Annotated in this window: 24 protein-coding genes, 1 tRNA gene and 2 pseudogenes; 6 read left to right on the top strand and 21 right to left on the bottom strand. The window is 59.2% G+C overall.

Features of this window, described 5'->3' with window-relative positions:
* Window positions 1–22 precede the first annotated feature (22 nt).
* The 16 genes from nuoF to AXW79_RS01045 form a co-directional block, all read right to left on the bottom strand.
* Window positions 23–1,408, bottom strand: coding sequence for an NADH-quinone oxidoreductase subunit NuoF (nuoF, locus tag AXW79_RS01120; protein WP_005314905.1), 1,386 nt, complete (start codon window positions 1,406–1,408; stop codon window positions 23–25).
* Window positions 1,405–1,971, bottom strand: coding sequence for an NADH-quinone oxidoreductase subunit NuoE (gene nuoE, locus AXW79_RS01115; RefSeq protein WP_005314908.1), 567 nt, complete (start codon window positions 1,969–1,971; stop codon window positions 1,405–1,407). Before nuoE ends, nuoF begins: the two co-directional genes overlap by 4 nt.
* Before the next feature lie 74 nt (window positions 1,972–2,045).
* Window positions 2,046–3,851, bottom strand: coding sequence for an NADH-quinone oxidoreductase subunit C/D (nuoC, locus tag AXW79_RS01110; protein ID WP_005314913.1), 1,806 nt, complete (start codon window positions 3,849–3,851; stop codon window positions 2,046–2,048).
* Between the two features lie 2 nt (window positions 3,852–3,853).
* The gene (locus AXW79_RS01105) at window positions 3,854–4,528 is read right to left on the bottom strand and encodes a NuoB/complex I 20 kDa subunit family protein (protein WP_005314925.1); all 675 of its coding nucleotides are present in this window, start codon (window positions 4,526–4,528) and stop codon (window positions 3,854–3,856) included.
* Window positions 4,529–4,557: 29 nt separating this feature from the next.
* The gene (locus tag AXW79_RS01100) at window positions 4,558–4,962 is read right to left on the bottom strand and encodes an NADH-quinone oxidoreductase subunit A (protein WP_005314928.1); all 405 of its coding nucleotides are present in this window, start codon (window positions 4,960–4,962) and stop codon (window positions 4,558–4,560) included.
* A 326-nt stretch (window positions 4,963–5,288) separates the two neighbouring features.
* Window positions 5,289–6,167, bottom strand: a complete 879-nt coding sequence (locus AXW79_RS01095) for a flagellar motor protein MotB (RefSeq protein ID WP_005314930.1) — start codon at window positions 6,165–6,167, stop codon at window positions 5,289–5,291.
* The gene (locus AXW79_RS01090) at window positions 6,142–6,900 is read right to left on the bottom strand and encodes a flagellar motor protein (RefSeq protein ID WP_005314934.1); all 759 of its coding nucleotides are present in this window, start codon (window positions 6,898–6,900) and stop codon (window positions 6,142–6,144) included. Before AXW79_RS01090 ends, AXW79_RS01095 begins: the two co-directional genes overlap by 26 nt.
* Window positions 6,901–7,122: 222 nt before the next feature.
* Window positions 7,123–7,210: transfer RNA gene (locus AXW79_RS01085), tRNA-Ser, on the bottom strand.
* A 177-nt stretch (window positions 7,211–7,387) separates the two neighbouring features.
* The gene (locus AXW79_RS01080) at window positions 7,388–8,005 is read right to left on the bottom strand and encodes a TPM domain-containing protein (RefSeq protein WP_005314938.1); all 618 of its coding nucleotides are present in this window, start codon (window positions 8,003–8,005) and stop codon (window positions 7,388–7,390) included.
* 20 nt (window positions 8,006–8,025) lie between these two features.
* The gene (locus AXW79_RS01075; RefSeq protein WP_005314942.1) at window positions 8,026–8,760 is read right to left on the bottom strand and encodes a TPM domain-containing protein; all 735 of its coding nucleotides are present in this window, start codon (window positions 8,758–8,760) and stop codon (window positions 8,026–8,028) included.
* Window positions 8,757–9,362 carry a LemA family protein gene (locus tag AXW79_RS01070; protein ID WP_005314946.1) on the bottom strand — a complete coding sequence of 202 codons (606 nt, stop codon included), beginning with the start codon at window positions 9,360–9,362 and terminating at the stop codon, window positions 8,757–8,759. Before AXW79_RS01070 ends, AXW79_RS01075 begins: the two co-directional genes overlap by 4 nt.
* A 42-nt stretch (window positions 9,363–9,404) precedes the next feature.
* Complete coding sequence (gene mepA / locus AXW79_RS01065) at window positions 9,405–10,142, bottom strand: penicillin-insensitive murein endopeptidase (protein ID WP_005314948.1); 738 nt, start codon at window positions 10,140–10,142, stop codon at window positions 9,405–9,407.
* Window positions 10,142–11,017, bottom strand: coding sequence for an amino acid ABC transporter permease (locus AXW79_RS01060; RefSeq protein WP_005314951.1), 876 nt, complete (start codon window positions 11,015–11,017; stop codon window positions 10,142–10,144). Before AXW79_RS01060 ends, mepA begins: the two co-directional genes overlap by 1 nt.
* 41 nt (window positions 11,018–11,058) lie before the next feature.
* Window positions 11,059–11,838, bottom strand: coding sequence for a transporter substrate-binding domain-containing protein (locus AXW79_RS01055; RefSeq protein WP_005314953.1), 780 nt, complete (start codon window positions 11,836–11,838; stop codon window positions 11,059–11,061).
* Window positions 11,839–11,840: 2 nt separating this feature from the next.
* Window positions 11,841–12,638: an amino acid ABC transporter permease gene (locus AXW79_RS01050; protein WP_005314957.1), complete on the bottom strand. Its 798-nt coding sequence runs from the start codon at window positions 12,636–12,638 to the stop codon at window positions 11,841–11,843.
* On the bottom strand, window positions 12,631–13,401 hold the full coding sequence (locus AXW79_RS01045) for an amino acid ABC transporter ATP-binding protein (RefSeq protein WP_011898629.1): 771 nt from the start codon (window positions 13,399–13,401) through the stop codon (window positions 12,631–12,633). The genes AXW79_RS01050 and AXW79_RS01045 overlap by 8 nt, the downstream gene beginning before the upstream one ends.
* A gap of 106 nt (window positions 13,402–13,507) precedes the next feature.
* Here AXW79_RS01045 and AXW79_RS01040 point away from each other — a divergent pair, with 106 nt between their 5' ends.
* Complete coding sequence (locus tag AXW79_RS01040; RefSeq protein ID WP_005314964.1) at window positions 13,508–14,050, top strand: hypothetical protein; 543 nt, start codon at window positions 13,508–13,510, stop codon at window positions 14,048–14,050.
* A 218-nt stretch (window positions 14,051–14,268) separates the two neighbouring features.
* Window positions 14,269–14,547 (top strand): RNA recognition motif domain-containing protein, encoded by a 279-nt coding sequence (locus tag AXW79_RS01035; RefSeq protein WP_011898630.1) that lies wholly within the window; start codon window positions 14,269–14,271, stop codon window positions 14,545–14,547.
* A 78-nt stretch (window positions 14,548–14,625) separates the two neighbouring features.
* Here AXW79_RS01035 and AXW79_RS01030 read toward each other — a convergent pair whose 3' ends face one another.
* Window positions 14,626–15,525 carry an aldo/keto reductase gene (locus AXW79_RS01030; protein ID WP_005314972.1) on the bottom strand — a complete coding sequence of 300 codons (900 nt, stop codon included), beginning with the start codon at window positions 15,523–15,525 and terminating at the stop codon, window positions 14,626–14,628.
* A gap of 108 nt (window positions 15,526–15,633) precedes the next feature.
* Between AXW79_RS01030 and AXW79_RS01025 the strand changes: the two genes are divergently transcribed.
* The 3 genes from AXW79_RS01025 (at window position 15,634) to ltaE (ending at window position 17,890) form a co-directional block, all read left to right on the top strand.
* The gene (locus AXW79_RS01025) at window positions 15,634–16,041 is read left to right on the top strand and encodes a hypothetical protein (RefSeq protein WP_005314974.1); all 408 of its coding nucleotides are present in this window, start codon (window positions 15,634–15,636) and stop codon (window positions 16,039–16,041) included.
* A gap of 88 nt (window positions 16,042–16,129) precedes the next feature.
* Window positions 16,130–16,831: an SDR family oxidoreductase gene (locus AXW79_RS01020; protein WP_005314976.1), complete on the top strand. Its 702-nt coding sequence runs from the start codon at window positions 16,130–16,132 to the stop codon at window positions 16,829–16,831.
* A 90-nt stretch (window positions 16,832–16,921) separates the two neighbouring features.
* Entirely contained in the window at window positions 16,922–17,890 is a 969-nt protein-coding gene (gene ltaE / locus AXW79_RS01015) for a low-specificity L-threonine aldolase (protein ID WP_005314978.1), read from the top strand.
* 63 nt (window positions 17,891–17,953) lie between these two features.
* Here the strand turns inward: ltaE and AXW79_RS01010 are convergent, their stop codons facing one another.
* The 4 genes and pseudogenes from AXW79_RS01010 to AXW79_RS00995 form a co-directional block, all read right to left on the bottom strand.
* Window positions 17,954–18,385 carry a PAS domain-containing protein gene (locus AXW79_RS01010; RefSeq protein WP_005314981.1) on the bottom strand — a complete coding sequence of 144 codons (432 nt, stop codon included), beginning with the start codon at window positions 18,383–18,385 and terminating at the stop codon, window positions 17,954–17,956.
* A 9-nt stretch (window positions 18,386–18,394) separates the two neighbouring features.
* The gene (locus AXW79_RS01005) at window positions 18,395–19,426 is read right to left on the bottom strand and encodes a response regulator (protein ID WP_011898631.1); all 1,032 of its coding nucleotides are present in this window, start codon (window positions 19,424–19,426) and stop codon (window positions 18,395–18,397) included.
* A gap of 54 nt (window positions 19,427–19,480) precedes the next feature.
* Window positions 19,481–20,419: a LysR family transcriptional regulator gene (locus AXW79_RS01000; protein ID WP_005314985.1), complete on the bottom strand. Its 939-nt coding sequence runs from the start codon at window positions 20,417–20,419 to the stop codon at window positions 19,481–19,483.
* A gap of 73 nt (window positions 20,420–20,492) precedes the next feature.
* Window positions 20,493–20,915 (bottom strand): annotated as a pseudogene (locus AXW79_RS00995) (DUF2982 domain-containing protein); the annotation flags it as partial.
* Between the two features lie 65 nt (window positions 20,916–20,980).
* Between AXW79_RS00995 and AXW79_RS22645 the strand changes: the two are divergent.
* Window positions 20,981–21,111 (top strand): annotated as a pseudogene (locus tag AXW79_RS22645) (IS630 family transposase); the annotation flags it as partial.

The raw sequence follows: 21,111 nt of genomic DNA, 5'->3' as shown, positions 1-21,111 counted from the left end.
ATTGCCCGATGCGCCTTGGCGCTTACCAGCGTTCGCCCAGCAGATTGGGCTGGATCCCTTTGAGCAGCGAGTGATGGTCGCTTGGCCCCTTGATACCGGCCTCGAATTCGGATCTGAAATACTTGAGTGCGCTGGCAAGGGGTTCGACGGCGCCGGGCGCGTGGGCACAGAAGGTTTTGCCCGGCCCAAGGAAATTGCAAAGCTGCTCCAGGGTCGCGAGATCCCCTTGCTGTCCCTCGCCACGCTCCAGTGCCCGCAGCAGCTTGACGTTCCAGGGCAGGCCATCACGGCACGGGGTGCACCAACCGCAGGATTCGCGAGCGAAGAACTCTTCCATGTTGCGCAAGAGCCCTACCATGTTGACGCTGTCATCGACCGCCATGGCCAGACCCGTCCCCATGCGGGTGCCCACCTTGCCGATACCGGCGGTATACATCTGGGCATCCAGGTGTTCGGGCAGCAGGAAGCCGGTGCCAGCCCCGCCCGGTTGCCACGCCTTGAGGCGGTAGCCTGGCTTCATGCCACCGGCGTAGTGCTCAAACAGCTCGCGGGCCGTGATGCCAAAGGGCAGCTCCCAGACCCCGGGGTTGTTCACCTTGCCGGAGAAACCCATCAGCTTGGTGCCGTGATCTTCAGAACCCGGCAGCGCCAGTCCCTGATACCAGGCCACGCCATTGCCTATGATGGCTGGCACGTTGCACAGGGTTTCGACGTTGTTGACGCAGGTGGGTTTGCCCCAGACGCCTGAAACGGCGGGGAAGGGGGGCTTGGCGCGCGGGTTGGCGCGCCGGCCTTCCAGTGAGTTGATCAGCGCCGTCTCTTCGCCGCAGATGTAACGACCGGCGCCGGTGTGGACGAACAGCTCGAAATCAAAGCCGGACCCCAGAATGTTCTTGCCGAGCAGGCCGGCGGCCTTGGCCTCGATCACCGCACGGCGCAGATGGATGGCGGCATCCACGTATTCACCGCGCAGGAAGATATAGCCGCGATAGGCCTTGAGCGCCTTGGCGGAGATGATCATGCCCTCGATCAGCAGATGGGGCAGCTGCTCCATCAACAGGCGATCTTTCCAGGTATTGGGTTCCATCTCGTCAGCATTGCAGAGCAGGTAACGTATGTTCATGCTCTCGTCTTTGGGCATCAGCCCCCACTTCACCCCTGTGGGGAAGCCGGCGCCGCCACGACCCTTGAGACCGGCATCCTTGACGGTGCCGACTATCTCATCCGGGCTCATCTGGCCCAGCGCCTTGCGGGCAGCGTCATAGCCTTGCTTGCTCTGGTATTCATCCAGCCAGACCGGCTGACCATCGTCACGCAGTCGCCAGGTGAGCGGATGAGTCTCGGGGGCTCGGGGCGTGCGGTTGGCGGTGCCGAGAGAGGCGAGGATCTTGTTGGTTGGAAGACTCATGGATAAGCCTCCAGCGTCTTGATCAGTGTGGCGGCATCGAGCCCGCCATAGGTGTCGTCATCGATCATCAGGGCCGGGCCCTTGTCGCAGTTGCCGAGGCAGCAGACGGGCAGCAGGGTGAAGCGGCCATCGGCGCTGGTCTGGCCGGGGGCAAGATCCATCACTTCCTTGAGGCCGGCCAGCAGCCCTTCGTGGCCGTTGATGTAACAGACCATGCTGTCACAGACGCGGATGATGTGGCGGCCTACCGGCTGACGGAAGATCTGACTGTAGAAAGTGGCGACCCCTTCCACGTCGCTGGCGGGAATGCCGAGCTCGGTGGCGATGGCATAAATGGCACCGTCCGGTACCCAGCCCCTGGCCTGCTGCACGATCTTGAGCGCTTCAATGCTGGCGGCGCGGGGATCTTCGTAGTGGTGTTTCTCATGTTCGATGGCGTCCCGTTCGGCCTGGCTCAGGACGAAGCCGTCTGTTGGTCCAGGGACGGGTCCATCCCCCTTGCCCCCGCACGCACTCTGCCCCTGCGGGGTCTGACTGTTTTGGCACTGACATTGCTGGCTCATGGCTTAACCTTTTGTGGCTTATTCTTTTTGTCTCGTCACGGTTGTTGAGTGCTGTGGTTTGATTACCCGAAGACTCAACGATCCACATCCGACATAACGAAATCGATACTGCCCAGATAGACGATGAGATCCGACACCATGCTGCCCTTGATCACGGAGGGGATCTGTTGCAGGTGAGCAAAGCTCGGGGTGCGGATCCGGGTCCGGTAGCTCATGGTGGAGCCATCGCTGGTCAGGTAATAACTGTTGATCCCCTTGGTGGCCTCTATCATCTGGAACGACTCGGCGGCCGGCATCACAGGGCCCCACGACACTTGCAGGAAGTGGGTGATCAGCGTCTCTATGTCTTGCAGGGTGCGATCTTTGGGGGGCGGTGTGGTGAGGGGGTGATCCGCCTTGAAGGGCCCCTCCGGCATGTTCTTCATGCACTGCTCTATGATCGACAGGCTCTGGCGGATCTCCTCGATGCGTACCGTGGCCCTGTCATAGGCATCGCCATTGCTACCGACCGGCACTTCGAAGTCGAACTGGTCATAGCCCGAATAAGGGCGCCACTTGCGCACGTCAAAGTTGAGGCCCGTGGCCCGCAGACCCGCTCCCGTTGTGCCCCAGGCGAGCGCCTGCTCAGTGGTATAGGCGGAGACACCTATGGTGCGCCCGCGCAAAATGCTGTTGCGCATGGCGGCTTTTTCATAATCCATCAGACGCTTGGGCAGCCAGCTCAGCAGATTGTCCTGCACCAGTCGCTGCCATCCCTTGGGCAAGTCGTGGGCCACGCCACCGATACGGAACCAGGCCGGGTGCATACGGGCACCCGTGATGGCTTCGATGATGGTGTAGATCTTCTGCCGGTCGGTGAAGGTAAAGAAGACAGGGGTCATGGCCCCCACGTCCTGGATATAGGTGCCAAGGAACAGGAGGTGGCTCTGGATGCGGAACAGCTCCGCCATCATCACCCGGATCACGTCGACCCGGTTCGGCACCTTGATGCCGGCCAGTTTCTCCACTGCCAGCACGTAAGGCAGGTTGTTCATTACCCCGCCCAGATACTCGACCCTGTCTGTGTAGGGGATATAGCTGTGCCAGGACTGGCGCTCACCCATCTTTTCAGCACCGCGATGGTGATAACCGATGTCGGGCACGCAGTTGCGGATCTCTTCTCCATCAAGCTGCAACACCAGCCGGAAGGCGCCGTGGGCGGAGGGGTGGTTGGGACCGAGGTTCAAGAACATATAGTCCTCGTTCTCGTTGCCACGGGCCATGCCCCACTCTTCCGGTTTGAACAGCAGGTTCTCCTGCTCCATGTCCTGCTTGGCGGCATCGAGCATGAAGGGATCGAACTCGGTGGCCCGTGCAGGATAGTCCTTGCGCAGCGGGTGACCCTGCCAGCTCTTGGGCATCATGATGCGGGTCAGATGGGGATGTCCGTCGAAGGTAATGCCCAGCAGATCCCACACTTCCCGCTCATACCAGTTGGCGTTGGGGAAGTGGCCAGTGAGGGTGGGAAGATGCAGGTCGCTCTCGGCAAGGGGCACTTTGAGCATCACATCGGCGTTACGGTCGATGGAGATGAAGTGATAGAAGACGGTGAAGTCGCTCTGGGGCAGGCCGTCACGATGGCTGCGCAGCCGTTCGTCGGTGGCGCTCAGGTCATACAGCATCACGAACGGGGAGGGGAGCTTGCGCAAAAAGCCCACCACGTCCAGCAGCAGTTCGCGGGCGAGCCAGATCACGGGTACGCCGGTACGGGTACTCTGTACGGTGAAACGCTCGGCACCGAAGTGGGAAAACAGTTCGCCGACCACCTGGGCATCCTGGTGATCGCTGGGTTGCCACTGGGCCATGGTGTAATTGCTGGGAAAATCGCGAGTCAGTTTCATGGTCAGATCTCATCCGGCGTGCGCAGGTTGGTCACCTTGATCCGCTCGCCCCGTTTGCGGTCTTTCTCGGCCGGCATGTCGGGACGGTAGATCCCCTGATCGCCGACGACCCAGGAGAGGGGGCGGCGTTCCTTGCCAATGGAGTCCTGCAGTAGCATCAGGGCTTGCAGGAAGGCCTCGGGACGGGGCGGGCAGCCCGGAATATAGACGTCTACCGGCAGGAACTTGTCTACCCCCTGTACCACTGAATAGATGTCATACATGCCGCCCGAGTTGGCGCAGGCACCCATGGAAATGACCCACTTGGGCTCGAGCAACTGTTCATACAGTCGCTGGATGACAGGCGCCATCTTGATGAAGGGGGTACCGGCGATCACCATGAAATCCGCCTGACGGGGCGAGGCCCGGATCACTTCGGCACCGAAGCGGGCCACGTCATGGGGGGAAGTGAACGCGGTACACATCTCCACATAGCAGCAGGAGATACCGAAGTTGTAGGGCCAGAGGGAGTTTTTGCGACCCCAGTTGACGGTGTCTTGCAACACCTCCTCGAGACGCCCCATCATGATGCCGCGCGTCGCGTCTTGTGCCAGCGGGTCATCGACGGTCTGGCTCTGTTCCTGTGGATAGCGCTCAACGGGCGCATCCGGGTCAATCCGGGTCAGGGTGTACTTCATGGTGCAACCTCAAAGAGAGAATCAGTAAGTCAGTCAGGCTTCTTGTCGGTCAGGGCGCGTTTTTTCGGTGCCGAGTCGAGGGCGCCGATACGCCACAAGTAGAGGAGTCCTACCAGCAGCAAGCCGATAAAGATGGCGGCTTCAATGAAGCCGACCCAGCCGCTTTCCCGAACGGAAACAGACCAGGCAAACAAGTAAAGCGCCTCTACGTCGAAGATGACGAAGAACATGGCAACCAGATAGAACTTGGCGGAGAAGCGCAGGCGGGCGTTACCCACAGAATCGACGCCAGACTCGAAGGGAGTGTTCTTGGCACGGCCGTGGGCGCGCCCACCCAGCAGGGCGGCCAGGCCGATCATCACCAGACAGAGGCAGATGGCTGCAATGACATAAATGGCAAAAGCCCAATGTTGAACAGCAATATCAGCAAACATAGAGATTTTCCCTAACCAAATTAATCATGTGACTTAACAGTAACGTTACGCATTATGACACTTTCATACTGATTTACATGTCATTTCAGCGGATTAATAATTAATCGGCGGGGGTAAAATTGTTTTTTGCTACAAAGGTCAATTTTCTCATTTGAGAATAACTTTCAACGACCTGAATTGGCTGGTAAAACAAGGCCTGGCAGAGGTGTGTGCATAGACTTCCCCGGAGGGAAAAAGGAAGGAGAAATTGAGGGGATGTGGCCGTAAAAGGGGTGAAAGCGCTAAAGAAAAGCTAAAAAAGACCCCCGACAGGGGGTCTGTACGGGTCAGGGGTTGAGAATGGGGAGTGACTCTTCGGCCGCCTTGCCTTGGGAGAGGGTAATCTCGACCCTGCGGTTTGCCTGCCGGTGTTCAGCCGTATCGTTGGGGTAGCGCGGCTGCGCATCGGCTACCCCCTGGGCGATGACCCTTGTGGCGTCCAGTTTGGGATCGGTCAGCATGATATGGACGATGGACGCCGCGCGCAGTACCGACAGCTCCCAGTTGCTGCGATAGAGTTCGAGCGGCGCCTGTGAGTTGTCGGTGTGGCCTGTGACCACTACCTTGCCAGGGATGTTGGCCAGTATGCCGGCGATCTTGTGGACTAGGGGGATGAATTGGGGTTGCAAAAAGGCCGAGTCGGCCGGAAACAATGCCTTCTCACCGATGCGGATCACCAGTTGGCTGCCGAGCTGCTCCACTTCCAGATCCTTGGATTCAATCTGCGCCTTGAGTTGCTGGTTGAGCGTCTGTTTGGTGACCTGCACCCACTCCTGCTCCTTGGTTTTGTGAGGCCAGGCCTCGGTGGCGCTCGGTTTTTCCGAGGCGCCTATGGTTTCGTTGAACGGATCTGCCGCCGCAGTCGGTGCATCTTTTTCCAGCACAGTTTCCTTGTCCGGACTGCTGGGAGTTGTCCTGGACTCGGGTTCCAGGATCCCGGTGCCGCCTTGCATCACGGGTGAACCCGCAGGAGGGGAGATGAGACCGATTTTCCCCAGCGACTCGATAAAGCCCTGGATCAGCACCCGGGTTTCAGACTGTTTTGCCATGGCAAAGGAGTAGAGCACCACGAACAGGGCGAACAGCAAGGTCATGAAGTCGGCATAGGAGACCAGCCAGCGTTCATGGTTCTCCGGCGCTTCAGGCTTTTTCTTTTTGGCCACCATGGCCTCCTATGTAAGGTTCGAGGGTCACTTGCAGACGGGCTTGCGACTCGCCATCCACGATGCAGAGGATTCCTGTCAGTGTCATCTCCTTGTAGTGGCGGATATCATGGGCTAACCCCTTGTAGCGGTTGCCAAAGGGTAAAAAGATCAGGTTGGCTGCCCCTACACCGTAAATGGTGGCGATGAAGGCCACCGCTATGGCCCCCCCCAGTTTGTCCGGTGCATCCAGCAGGCCCATGGCGTGGATCAGGCCGAATACGGCGCCCACTATTCCCATGGTTGGGCAGTAGCCTCCCATGGCTTCGTAAAATTTGACGGTCTGCTCAAGATCCTCATGCTCGAACTCGATTTCGTTCTCCAGCACCTCGTGGATCTTGGTCTTCTCGTAGCCATCGACCATCATCTGTACCCCTTTTTTCAGGAAGGGATCCTTGATCTCGTCGATCATGCCTTCCAGTGCCAGCATACCGCTACGGCGGGCGTTAGCTGCCATCGTTTCCAGCAACTGCGCCTGTTCCAGCATGTCGAGCTTGGGGGGAGAGAGCAGCCATTTGAAGCGTTTGAAGGTTTTGCCGACGACGGAGAAAGGGAACTGGGTCAGTGCGGCACCGATTGTACCGCCAATCACGATGAGGAAGGCTGGCAGATCGAGCAGGGCGCTGGGATGCCCACCTTCTATGAAGTTACCGCCAAGAATACAGATTATTGCAAAAAGAAGGCCAATCAAGCTCATTTTTTGTACATCCCTGAATGTTGATAAGGGCTAGTGTAGCTACTTAAGTATCAGTTTTTCAAAATGATATCCAATCACTGAGCAATTCATGGAGGCAAAGGACAAGGAAGGGGGGAGGGTTTGCAAGATAACACGGAAGGTTTGGCTGAGCCTCGGATGAATAACCAGAGTGGCAACAGGACAAAAGCAAAAAACCGACCCTGAGGTCGGTTCTTTTGAATTTGGCGGTGAGGGAGGGATTCGAACCCTCGATACGTTGCCGTATACACACTTTCCAGGCGTGCTCCTTCAGCCACTCGGACACCTCACCAAATTTTTGACCAGATTTTAACGTGTTCGGCCAACACTGAGTTCGCTGCGCTGTTGCGTTGGAACGGGGCGTAATTTAGGGGAAAGGGCTGTCTGGGTCAACCACTTTTCCCCTTATTTTTCATAATCTTTATCGAGTGACTATCCCTTGAACAAAATGCCGGTATTTTAAACCCGATCAGGGCTTGTCCAGGATGATCAGGCTGTCGGGCAGCTCGTTTTGATCCCGGGTAGCCGGGAAGGCGTCGGTCAGGATGGCGCTGGTGCGCTCCACGCATTCGAGGAATCCCTGCTCCACCTCCTTGTTGCGTACCCGGCGGGTGAAGTCATCGATGATCGCCTGCCACTGGTCATTGTCGATATGCTGGGCTATGCCGTCATCCACCAGTATCTCTACATAGTGCTCGGCCACAGAGACGAAGATCAGCACCCCCAGCCTGTCACGGGTGCGGTGCAGCCCCTGCTCGACAAACTGCAGGCGCGCCATCAGGGCGGCTCTGTGCCTGCGTACCTTCTTCGGGATCAGGTACATTTTGATGGGAGTCCAGTGGAACAGTATGCTCAGCAGCAACCAGACTGACCACTGTGCCAGCAGTATCTCGTACCAGCCGAGCCAGAAGCCGAGTTCGAACACCAGCAGGGGAGTGAGCATGGCAATTAGGGCTGCCCACAGGGTGGGAATGTAGCGATAGCCGTCGCTGGCCGGGGCCAGTACTGTGACCAGCTCGGCGTCTGTTTCCAGCTCCGCCTCGCGAACCTTGGCCTGCAGAGTGTGAAAGAACTGTTTAGAAATCATGGTCTGTCTCTTTATTCCTGTTACCAACCACCGGATGCACCACCGCCACCAAAACTGCCGCCGCCACCGCTGAAGCCACCGCCGCCACCTCCTCTGCTGCCGAAGCTACCGGCGCCAAAACCACCGGCCAGAAAAGCCGCGCGGCGTCGACCACCGCCACCGCCCCCACCGCCTCCGCGCAGGTTATGCAGCACTATCATCACAATCACCATCAGAATGAACAGCCAGGGACCACCCAGCTTGTCCTCTTTCTTGGCGGTGTCCACTGGCTGATATTCACCCGCCAATGCCTGCATGATGCTCTGGCTGCCAGCCACCACGCCCGCAACCATGTCGCCACGTTTGAAGGCGGGCAGGATCCGGGTCTGGATGATGTCGGCGGCAATGGCATCGGGCAGGGCACCCTCCAGCCCATAGCCCACTTCGATACGCACTTTGCGCTCATCTTGGGCGATCAGCAGCAGCACACCGTTGTTCTTTCCCTTCTGGCCTATGCCCCAATGACGACCGAGCTGATAGCCGTACTCCTCTATGGTCTCACCATCCAGGCTGTCGATGGAGACCACTACCAGCTGAATGCCGCTGCGTTTTTCAAACGAGGCCAGTTGCTGGGTCAGCTGGTGGGCCTGCTTGCGGGACATCAGGTTCGCCTCGTCCACGACCCGGCCGCTTAGGGCCGGAAAGTCGGGAGCGGCTTGCAGTACTGCGGTCCAGAGCAACAGGCAGGGCAGCAACCAGCGGGCAAATTTGCTCATTGGAAGCTGACCTTGGGCGCCTCTTCAGCCCCGGGTTTGGCACTGAAACTCGGTTTGGCTTCGAGATCTGAATAGAGCAGCTTGGACCAGATGACGCCGGGGAAGGTGCGGATCTCGGTATTGAACTGGCGCACCGCCTCTATGTAGTCACGGCGTGCTACCGAGATGCGGTTCTCGGTGCCTTCCAGCTGCGCCTGCAGGGTGAGGAACTGCTGATCTGCCTTGAGATCCGGATAGCGCTCCACCACCACCATCAGGCGGGAGAGGGCACTGGAGAGCTGGTTCTGGGCCGCTTCAAACTCCTTGAGCTGGGCCGGATCGCTCACCTGCACACTGCCAACCCTGGCTCGGGCATCGGTGACCGCTTTGAGGGTCTCCTGCTCATGGCTGGCGTAGCCCTTGACGGTGGCCACCAGATTGGGAATGAGATCGGCGCGGCGCTGATACTGATTCTCGACCTGGCCCCAGCTCGCCTTGACCTGCTCATCCAGGGTCGGAATATTGTTCATGCCGCAGCCGGTCAATCCCAGCAGCAGGGTCAGTGTCAACAGGCTCTGCGTGGTGCTGCGCCAGAGTGAAGTGGCCATCTTGTTGTTCTCCATTGAAATTTCTAGCGGATATGGGCCCACCATACCAGCTTGGGGTCAGTTGCCACAACGGGCGGGCAGGATGGGCATCTTGTTGATACCGGAGACCTTGGGTAGCTGTGGCTTGTCCTTGAGCCAGGAGGCCAGCTCGGCGCCGCAGCCATTGCCGCGGGGAATGGGAGCTTGTGGCTCGCAATCCGGGCTGCCGACGGGGCAGCGCAGCCGCACATGAAAGTGGCTGAAGTGGCCGACCCAGGGGCGCAGTTTGGCAACCCAGGGCTCATCGGCTGCCCGTTTGCACACTTCTCCCTTGATGACGGGGTTGATAAAGATGCGCGCCACCTCGGGCTTGCTGGCAGCCAGTCGCAACAGGTTCAGTTGCTCCGGGCCGAAGCGACCCGGCAATACCCGATAGCTGGGCTCGTCGATCAGCGCCCACTCCCTGGGGGCATCCTGCTCCCACTTGCTGATGGGACGGTTGGCCATGCGAAACCAGATGTCGGCATCCAGGCCCGTCTGGTGACTGCGATGGCCCGAGGTAAAGGGGCCACCGCGGGCCATCGCCAGATCGGCGATATAGAGATCCGGCATGCCAGCCATGCGGGTCTGGTTGGCCAGCCCCTGCAGATAGTGGATGAGGTCGGGATGACCGTAGTAACGCAGCCGCTTGGTGCGGATCACCTGATACCCGGGTCCCTCCAGTGGCAGGGCCATGCCGTTTTTTAGGCAACCGGCGGCATAACCGCCGATCGCCTCGGCCTGCAGTACAGAGGCCAGTAACAGGGACGTCAGCATCAATGGGCTCCTTGTTTTGCTTCGAGTCGGCTGAGCAGCACAAACAGACTCAAACATATCAATAAATAGGCGGCAGCCACCAGCAGCCAGATTTCATAAACCAGCCCGCTGGAGTTGGCCATCTCGGTGCCGACGAAGGTGAGCTCTTGCACCGAAATGAGGGAAACGATGGCGGTATCTTTCACCAGTGCGATGAGCTGGCCGGTGAGGGGAGGCAGCATCAGCAACATGGCCTGGGGCAGGATCACCCGGCGCAGCCGCACCCGGGGCGAGAGCCCCAGACTCTGCGCCGCTTCCCACTGCCCCTTGGGCACGGCCGCGAGACCGGCACGGACTATCTCGGCGACGAAGGCGGCGCTGATCATGCCGACACAGAGGGTGCCAGAGATGAGGTTCTCCCATCTGGCGGGCGGGCCCAGCAGCGCCTCTTGCCAGGGGGAGAGTGACAGAGTGCCGAGCCAGCGGGAGAGGCCGCTCGCCGGCAGTAATTGATTGGCGATAAAGAAGTAGAAAATGAAGATAAACACCAGCGGCGGCAGATTGCGGATCAACTGGATGAACAGGGTCGCCGGCAACACCAGCCAGGGATGGCGGCTGAATGCCGCCAGACCCAGCGCAGTGCCCAGCAGCAGCGCCAGCGCCATGCCGAGCAGGGCGATGCGCAAGGTGGTGAGCAAGCCGCTGAAAAAATAGGGCAGCTCACCCTGGGGGCCGCGCGTGAACAGCAACTCGAAGGCGGCCTGCCAGTGCCATTGGTAGGCCACGCCAAGGTGCAATCTGCTGGCAAGCCACATGCCTGCCAGCAGCAGTATCAGCATGAGTATCCCATCGAGCCAGCCGACGGCTCGGGTTGCGCGTTTGATGGCAATCAGCATCAGGGATTGGCGACCTGGGCTTCCCATGCCAGCGACTTGAACTAGTAGTCATGATGGGCCTTGAGCCAGCCGTCGGCCTGACGGGCGGCGATCCACTCGTTGAACTGCTCGGCCAGGGCGTCATCCCCTTTGCGCAGGGCAAAGCCTTCGCTGCCTTGCGACAGCGGTTCGGCAAATGGCATAAAAAGAGCTTCGGGGTGGCGCAGTGTCTCTTGTTCCGGTTTCGGGGAAGAGGAGAGGGCGCCGTGGGCGCGGCCGTTCAGTACTTCCTGAAACACTTGAGATTCATCATCGAACTGGCGAAGGGTCGCCTTGGGGAAGTTCTCCTTGGCGACCTGCACCGGTGAGGCGCCACGGCGCACCGCCAGGATCACGCCGCGCTGGTTGAAGTCGGACAGCGTCTTTTTGTCCTGGGCTTGCGCCTTTGAGGCGGCCAGCTGGATGCCTGAGTGGGAGTAGGCCTGGGTGAAGCGCACGCTCTTCTCCCGTTCGGGTGTGATGGTGAGGCCACCTATGATGACGTCATATTTTTTTGCCAGCAGGGAAGGAATGATGCCATCCCAGGCGGTGGGGACGAATTCGACCTGCCAGCCGTTGTCGGTGGCCAGGCGGCGGGCAACATCGATTTCGAAGCCGATGAGGGCGCCTTGTTTGTCGCGCATCGCCCAGGGGGCGAAGGTGGACATGCCAACCCGCAGGGTGCCGCTTTGTTCTATCTGCGCCAGGGTGGCAGATGCCTCGCCTTCTGCCTGGGCAGGGGTAAAGAGAGCGGTAAACAGCAGGGCTGCGCCCGACAGGGCGGTTTTGAACGAGAGTGACATGGTTAGCGTCCTTGTTGTTCCGGATCCAGATGACGGGCGAGCGCCCGCGAACAGGCTGACAGTGTCAGCGTCAACAGCAAATAGAGGGCGGCCACGGTGAACCACACCTCAAAGGTGAGGAAGGTATCGGCCACCAGAGTACGCCCTTCGTTGGTGAGATCGAAGATGGCGATGACACTCACCAGCGCCGAGTGCTTGATGAGTGACACCAGCTCGTTGGTGAGTGGAGGCAGCACGATACGAACCAGTTGCGGCAGTATCACTTTGCGCAGTGTGATGGCCCGTGACAAACCAAGAGAGCGCGCTGCCTCCCACTGTCCGCTGGGGATGGCCTGTATTCCTGCTCGCAATACTTCGGCGGTGAAGGCCCCCTGATAGAGAGAGAGACTCAGCACGGCGCAGGCGAGCGGGGCCAGTCCCAACATGGGGCCCAGCAGAAAATAGAGGATATAGAGTTGCACCAGCTGGGGCGTGGTGCGCACCAGCGCCAGATAGGTGACGGCAAGCCAGGGGCCCAGGCGAGAGGGAAGCAGACGCAGGCTGACGACGGAACACCCGACGACCAGGGTGCCTGCCAGACTGAGCAAGGCGACTTGCAGGGTGACCAGAAAGCCGCTGAGCAGTGGGCCAGGGTAGAAGTCGCCATCTTCCCACTCCCCGAGAAAGGGACCGACCCGCTGCCACTGCCACTCATAACCCATCTGATGGGCGCCACTGTAGAGCACCCAGCCCAGCAGCAGGATCAGCAACAGGATTGCCAGCAACCAGCTGGCGAGGCGGGTGGGTCGGGTATCAGCCATGGTAGCTGAGCACCTGCTCGAGAAAGGCACGGGTTCTCGGGTGGGCAGGCTTGCTGAACAGCTGGGCCGGCGGGGCGGATTCGATGATCTTGCCCTCATCCATGAAGAGCACCCGATCCGCCACCTGGCGGGCAAAACCCATCTCGTGGGTGACGCAGATAAGCGTCATTCCCTCGTCAGCCAGCTCGCGGATCACATCCAGTACCTCGCGGATCATCTCGGGGTCGAGGGCCGAGGTAGGCTCATCAAACAGCATCAGTTCCGGTTGCATGCAGAGGGAGCGGGCGATGGCCACGCGCTGCTGCTGGCCGCCTGAGAGCTGGTGGGGGTACTTGTCGGCCTGGGCCTGAATGCGTACGCGTTCCAGCAGGCCGAGGGCACGGGTTTTGGCCGCTTGCGTGCTCAGTCCCAGCGTATGTACAGGGGCCACCATCAGGTTTTCCAGCACCGTCATATGGGGGAACAGGTTGAACTGCTGAAACACCATGCCGACTCGCCCTTGCAGGCGACGAAGGTAGGCGGGGGTAACGGGCTCGCCAAACAGGAACAGCTGGCCACTGTCTATTCCCTCCAGGCCATTGATGGTGCGGATCAGCGTGGATTTTCCAGAGCCTGACGGGCCGCAGATAACCCACTTCTCCCCTCGCGCTATGGTGAGGTCAATCTGATGCAGGGCCTGGAAATCACCGTAGAATTTGTTGACGCCACAAAAGCGCACACAGGGCTGCGAGCTGGTCAAGAAACAAGTTCCATTGAGTATCATTGATGCCATGGTATTGATTTTATAGGGGGATGACAAAGAAAACCCCCTTGTCAGCCCCGTGAGGTCTATTCACAATGGCGCCATTTCACGGTCACAGGAACCTTTCATGCGAATTACATCCTTGCTGGCAACCCCCGGGGTTCGCTTGCTGATGCCGCCGGCAATGCCCTATCGCTGCGTCATTTTTCTGTTGTTGCTGACGAGTTGGGGCGTGGTGGCTGCCTCCTTGTGGTATGGACGGGGTGCCATGGGGTTGCTCCACTGGGTTGGGGTGATCTTCGGGGGCATCACAGGGATCCTGGTCTCTCTGCCACGCAGTTGGCAACGCTGGCGGCTGGCCGAACTGGGTTGGGATGACGAGCACCTCTATCTGCTCAACGGCAGCGATGATCAGGCCCTGACCTTGCCTAAAACGGCGCTGGTGGCCATAGAGCGGGAATACAAGGTAGGTCATGACGGCCAGTGGCTGGCGTTCAGTCTGGACCTTAGGCTCGATGGTGCGCAGCTTGCTGCGGCGACCGCACTGATGGGGCTGGGCCGTGAAGGGACCCATGAGGTAGCCCCTGGCATCTACCGCTTTGGCTTTAAACGAGCCTGGCATAGCCGCAGGGCGATCAAGGGGGTGCTGAACGAGCTGCTGCCGGTTTGAGCTGACTATTTTCTCGACAATCCATCTCAAAGCTCAGATACTGCCAGTGACTCGAATTGATCTTGCCTGTTCTGTTCACCCAAGAGATCAATGACTTGAGTGAGCTGAACGGGGAGTGCCAAGGCATGACGCCTTGGCAGGTCCGGCATGGGGGTTGTGCCCTTACCTTTGTGTTGGTGATGGGATAGAGAAGGTACCTTGAATCGAGAGTGGATGGCATGAAGATTTACGTAGGTAATCTGTCGTACCGGATGACGGCCGACGAACTGACAACCGTGTTCAGCCAATTTGGACAGGTAGACAAGGTCGATATCATCATCGACCGGGATACCGGTCAGTCCAAGGGGTTTGGCTTTATTGAAATGCCTGTTAATGGCGATGCCGAAAAGGCCATCGCCGGTTTGCATGGCACCGAGATCGGTGGCCGTACCATCACAGTCAACCAAGCCAAACCGAAGACAGATGCACCGCGTGGTCGCCCCCAGCGTCATCGTTGAGTTGCCTCGTTAATGCAAAACGGCATGGGTTTTCCCATGCCGTTTTTGTTTGCGCGCGATTGGGCCATCAAGCAGGGGTCAGGGTACGTCGTAACCAAGCGCCGCCTTGCGAATGCGGAACCACTGCTGGCGAGTGAGCGCTATGGACTCGGCTGCCACGGCAGCGGCAATCCGCTCCCGCTTGCCTGAGCCAATCAGCGGTAGCGGCTGGCTCGGCAGCATCATTACCCAGGCGTACACCAGTTGCTCTATGTTCTGGGCTCCCACTTCATGACGGATCTGCTCGAGCTCGGCGCGCAGCGGAGCATACACCTGGCCATCGAACAGGCGTCCGCCACCCAGGCAGGACCAGGCCATGGGCTTGATGCGCAGTTGCTGACAGAGATCCAGGGTACCATCCAGCGTCGTGCTCTGATTCAGGGGCGATATCTCCAGCTGATTGGTGACCAGCGGAAAGGGCAGGCGGGACTGCAGCAGCTCGAACTGGCGGGCACTGAAGTTGGACACCCCCAGATGTTTCACCTTGCCCGCCTGCTTGAGGCTGATAAAAGCATCGGCCACCTCATCGGCATCCATCAGGGGATCCGGACGGTGGATCAGCAACAAATCCAGGTGATCGGTCGCGAGTTTGCGCAGGGAGTCCTCGGCACTGGCGATGATGTGTGCCTTGCCGGTGTTGTAGTGGTTGAGGGCATGCTCAGGCTTGGCGGTGAGGGCGATGCCACACTTGCTGACGATTTCCATCCGGTCACGCAAGGAGGGTTCCAGGCGCAGGGCATTGCCAAATGCCTCTTCGCACTGGTAGCCACCATAGATATCGGCGTGATCTATGGTGGTCACCCCCAGGTCCAGGTGGTACTTCATCAGATCGAGCAGGGCGGCCGGGGAGAGCTGCCACTCCATCAGACGCCAGTAGCCCATGATAAGGCGAGAGAAGGTCGGGCCCTGGGCGTGCAGGGCGAGGCGAGATACAGACATGGGTGACTCCTTGGGGAATAAATGCTGCCAGCATCTTGGTCTCTTCTGCCAGGCAAGGCAATAATGTGGTTTTTGTTCATTCGAACTTTAGTTCTGACGGGATTCATGATGGACGGATTTGCCGCGCGGTTGCAGAGTCTGATCGGGGAGGGCAGTGTCAGCGCCTTCGCCCGCAAGGTGGGTTTGAGTGAAGCCCTGATCCGCAAGTACCTGAAGGGAGCCGAGCCCGGCCTTGGCAAGGCAAACCAGATTGCCATGGGGGCCAACTGTTCGCTGGAGTGGCTCGCCACCGGCTGCGGCTACCTCTATCGACAGGCGGAAGTGGTGGATCGGGAGGCGTTGGCCGCCGCCGGCACCCTGCTGCAGGAGCTGGTTCCCGAGCAATCCCTGCCTGATGAAAAACAGCTGGTCACCCTGCTCGCGTATTACCAGTTCTTGCGCAGCCACAAGAAGGCAGATGGTTTTCTGGATCTGGCGCTGGCACGGGAATTTGGCAAACATCTGGGTGAGGCATAAAGCCGTATGGGGGTTGCCGCCCCCCTTGGCGGCAAGCGGTCATTATTCTGATAACCTCTAAACAGGCAGTCAATCCAGGGAGAGGGTGATGGGCTATCTGATCTTGGGCAGTGGTGGATTGGGCACGGCGCTGGCCAGGGCGCTGTCAGCCCGTGGCGAGGAGCTGGTACTGGCGGGCAGGCAACTGCCAAAAGGGCTGGATCCGGCCTGCTACTTTCCGTTGCAGGAGGTGGATCCGCTCTCTTTCGATGCGCTGTTTACCCTCTATGACACAGTCGCCCTGCCGAGCGTGGTGATCAACACCATAGGCCTGTTGCACGATATCAACTTCATGCCGGAGAAGCGGGTAGAGGAGGTCAATCCCAAGTGGCTGTGTGACAGCCTGCTGGCCAATGCCTGGCCCACCCTGGCCGTGGCTGCCCGGCTTGGCCGCCTGATGGCGGAGGATAGCCGAGTCTGGCTCTGTGCCATTTCTGATCTGGCGGGAGCCATAGGCGCAAATGAACAAGGGGAACGTTACAGCTACCGCATGAGCAAGGCGGCCCTCAACATGGGGGTCAGGACCCTTGCCCATGAGTGGGCCGAGCGCTTTCCCAAGTCCGGCGTGATCACGATACACCCTGGCCTCATGGCAACCCCCATGAACCAGCCTTTTCTTCATGCACTGGCATCTGCTCCGTTGCAGGACCCCGCCCAGGTTGCCCCCTCTTTGCTGACTTTAATTGCACGCTTGTCCCTGACTCAATCTGGCGCTTTTGTTGATCTGCAGGGGCAGCCGCTGCCCTGGTAGGCGGTCACCGGGCTCACATTCCAGAAACTCCCTGCTTGCCAAGCCAGCCTGCGCTGGCTAACGTCATCCTCCTGCACCAGGAGGGATGTCATGCGCTATATCGATTTACGAAGTGATACTGTCACCCAACCCACGGATGCCATGCGTCAGAGCATGCTTCATGCCGAGGTTGGGGACGATGTCTATGGGGAGGATCCGGGCGTCAATGGGCTGGAAGCCTATGGCGCCGACCTGCTTGGCAAAGAAGCCGCGCTGTTCGTGCCATCAGGCACCATGTCCAACTTGCTGGCGGTGATGAGCCATTGCCAGCGTGGGGAAGGTGCCGTGCTGGGCTCGGCAGCCCACATCTATCGCTACGAGGCACAGGGTTCTGCCGTGCTGGGGTCTGTGGCCCTGCAACCCGTGCCCATGCAGGCCGATGGCTCACTGGCGCTGGCCGACGTGCGTGCAGCCATTGCCCCTGACGATGCCCATTTTGCCCAGACTCGCCCCGTTTGCCTCGAAAACACCCATAACGGCAAGGTGTTGCCGTTAAGCTATTTGCACGAGATGCGCGAGTTTGTCGACGAGCACGGCTTGCTGCTGCATCTGGACGGCGCTCGCCTGTTCAACGCAGTCGTGGCGAGTGGCCACTCGGTGCGTGAGCTGGCCGCGCCGTTTGACAGTATTTCCATCTGTCTTTCCAAAGGGCTGGGAGCGCCGGTGGGATCGCTGCTGGTGGGTGGCGGCATGCGTCAGGCGGGGATCCTGGCCCAGGCTGGTCTGTTTGCCCTGCAGCAGCATGTGGTGCGCCTTGGTGACGATCACCGCCGCGCCAGACGGCTGGCCGAAGGGCTGGCGGCACTGCCGGGCGTCAGGCTGGATCTGGGTCAGGTGCAGACCAACATGGTGTTCTTGCAACTGACGAGTGGCGAGAGTGCACCTTTGCTGGCCTTCATGAAGGAGCGGGGGATCCTCTTCTCCGGTTATGGCGAGCTGCGGCTGGTGACCCATCTGCAGATCAATGACGACGACATCGAAGAGGTGATCGACGCCTTTACCGAGTATCTCGGCACGTGACAATGCCATGAAATGAAACAGGGCGCTTCGGCGCCCTGTTTTGTTACTGCATGGCCTTGTTCATCATATCTGCCGTTGCCCAGTCATCAGCATGGCTTCGTCGGTGGCATCGTAGATCATCACGGCGATGTGGGTCACCTGGCCGCCAAAATCGGCCAGCGGCACCAGGGTCAGGTTCTGGAACATATGGGGAGCCGAGCCTGTGATGGGGCGATAGTTGGAGAAACGCAGCAGGTAGGGTCTCTGTTCCCAGGTGCTGAAGGCGCGGTTGTTGAGCTGGAACACCATGTTGGCCTTGCGCTCGAACCAGGCCCTGTCAACGTCGGGGAAAAGCTCGAACAGGACACCATCGCGCACCTCGCCCGCCATCCGGCCGCTGTGGCTCTCCATAAAGCCATTCCACACCTGCACCTTGTACTCCTTGTCGAGTACCACCAGCCCTACGTCCAAGTTCTGGACTATGTTCATCAGCCAATGAAATTCACGAATATCCATGGTCACTCCCTAGAGCATGTGCATGATTTTGTTGTTCATGGTGGCGATGGAATCTTCGGTAAACAGTAGTAACAGGTCACACTGCACTGCGTAATCCTGGACCCGGTAGTTGATCTCGATGGCCAGGGTACGACGCCAGAGACTCTTGTTGGTGTTGATGAGATCCTTGATGGGTCTGTGCTGACCGAGCACCACAGGGTGGCCCTGGCTGAAGGGAGTGTCGAGCTGGCTGGCATAACCGCGCAGGAAGGCACCGATCAGCACGTTGGCGGTGTCCATCAAGAGCTCCAGCTCGGCATTGCGATCCAGTGCTCCCTGATGCTTCATCAGTCGGGCAAGGTCGTTGAAGCTGGAGTCGTGGAACAGGATCAGCGCTTCGCCGGCGATACCGGCACCGATGAAGCCCTGGCAGACGGCGGAAAGGGTATCCGAATCGGCAGCGGCCGAGAGGGCCATGTGCAGCTCGGAGACCTCCAGCACGTTGACGTTGGGTATGGGCAGTACCACGAAGGCATTGAGCAGGCGGGCCAGCAAATCGGCGGCCTGGCCCATGGAGACGTTGGCGAGCTCCTGATACACGTCGCGGATCTCGGGGCTGATCTTGATGCCAACGTCGGCATCGGGCTCAGCTGTTGCTATACCGGTGAGGAGGGGGGCGGGGGTCGAGGCCACGCCGTTTGGCTGCCACAAGCCGTGTTGCCTGAGCAGGGCGGTCAGGGTTTCGGGGGCGGCGGGTTTCTTGATGAAGTCGAGCGCACCGAGGCTCATGACCCTTTGATGCGCTTCAGGCTGGATGTCGCCAGAGACGACGAAAACCTTGTTGCGCAGTCCCTCCTGTTGCAGGGTCTCCAGCACACCGTAGCCGTCCATTTCTGGCATGGTCAGATCCAGAAAGATCAGGTCGCCATGCCCCATCAGCACCTGCTCTATCCCTTCGAGTCCGTTTGCGGCGTAATGCAGCGTCACATCCCAGTCAGCGGGAAGGGCACGGGCCAGCTGTTTACGAGCGAATCCTGAGTCATCACATATCAATACATTCATAGTGTTAGGCTGGCCTGGTCAACGAGTATTGCTATAAGTGTGGCCCGCTCACGGTCAGATGCAATGGGACAGACTGGTTGCCGGTGAAAATTGGTTGTCCCATTGGCGGTTCCGGTAGTGCGCCGAGTATTTTTCAACGAATTCAGCGAACATCTTAACACGCAGCGGGGCAAACTGAGGCTGGCAGCGCACCATGTAGAAGGGGCGATGGCCGGTTTTCCAGTCCGGCAGCACGGCCACCAGCTGCTCATCTTGCAAGAATGGATGCACATAATGGAGCGGGGCATTGACGATACCCAGATGCCGTCTGGCTGCCCTGACGGCCGCCTGTGTCTGGTTGACGGTCAGCTTGGCGGCGCGCTTTATCTGTATTGTCTGGTCATCCTGGCCGATCAATTGCCAGTGCTGGTGGGGCCAGCAGTAGATCAGCGCATGCTCTTCCAGCTGGGCTGGGTGGGCTGGCGTGCCCATTTTCTCCAGATACAGCCTGGAGGCGAACAGGCCATATTCGATGTGACCAAGGCAGAGGGCATTGGTCATGGATTGCGGCAGCTCACCGTTGAAAAACACCAGATCCCTATCGTTATCAAACAGGTGATGATGATCATTGGTCTGGGTGATGTCGAACTGTACTTCAGGATAGTGCAGACCGAAATCTGCCAGCATGTCGACCAGGAGGGTATTGGAGAGGGCGATCGGCGCCGCGAGACGGATCACGCCATTGATATCGGCTTCCCGCCCCTGGATCTCCCCCGTGGCCTGTTCAATCTCGGCCAGCGGGGTGCACAGGCGCTCGTAATATCTGAGCCCTTCATCGGTGAGGCGGAGCTTGCGGGTGGATCTGTGCAGCAAAGAGCAGCCGAGTTGCTCTTCGAGCTGAGAAATACGTCGGCTGATGGTGCCGGTCGGCATGCCCAGTGCGGCAGCTGCGTGGGAGAAGCCTCCCTCTTGCACCACCTTGACGAACAGATAGAACTCTTCGATGTACTTCATAAGCGGTGTTCTGGGTGTAACAGGGGGGAGACCTTAAAAAGAGCCGCCCGCCTTGGCAAGCTCAATCCGGCGTTTAATTGATCTGGATTAGATTCGACTCCCGCTGGTATTGGTGCAAAAGGCGGATAAATTCGGCTGGATCCCGGTCCAGGCTATTGTCCGGCACCAGCAGATCGTAACCAAGCAGCTCACGCAGCCGGGTCATGCGATTGGCCAGCATGGCGATAACCCCCTCATAACGCTGGCCGGACGAAGAGCGAAAACGGCTCTCCTCCAGCAAGCCTTCCCCCTGCAGTGCACCACCACAGGTACCGCTCGGACAATCCTGTTGTTCATTGCGCAGGGCCTGCAACAGCACGGATCTTTGCTCGGTCAGCAGGCGAACGGCCAATCTGGGTGTGATCAATGTCAAAAAATCATCGTAATCTTTTATCTTCAATCCAATGTAGGGCAGGGGGACCAGATCCCAGCCGAGATGAATGCGCGGTTGGTCAATCAGTCCAGTTTGTGCGATCTCATTAGTCGCCAAACAAAACAAGCCACACCCAAAGGACTGAGTTGATGCCTATCCTACCACCCCTGCCACGACCACAACTGCGCCGCATTCACAAAATCATCCATGCCACCCGTGATAAAGGACATGCTCGTCGCTTGATGGCCATCTTGCTGTTACATGAAGGACGTAAGGTCAC

The sequence above is a fragment of the Aeromonas salmonicida subsp. salmonicida genome, from assembly GCF_001643305.1.
Taxonomy (GTDB): Bacteria; Pseudomonadota; Gammaproteobacteria; order Enterobacterales; family Aeromonadaceae; genus Aeromonas; species Aeromonas salmonicida.
Note: the sequence above shows the minus strand (reverse complement) of the source record. Positions and strands in the feature narration are given on the sequence as shown.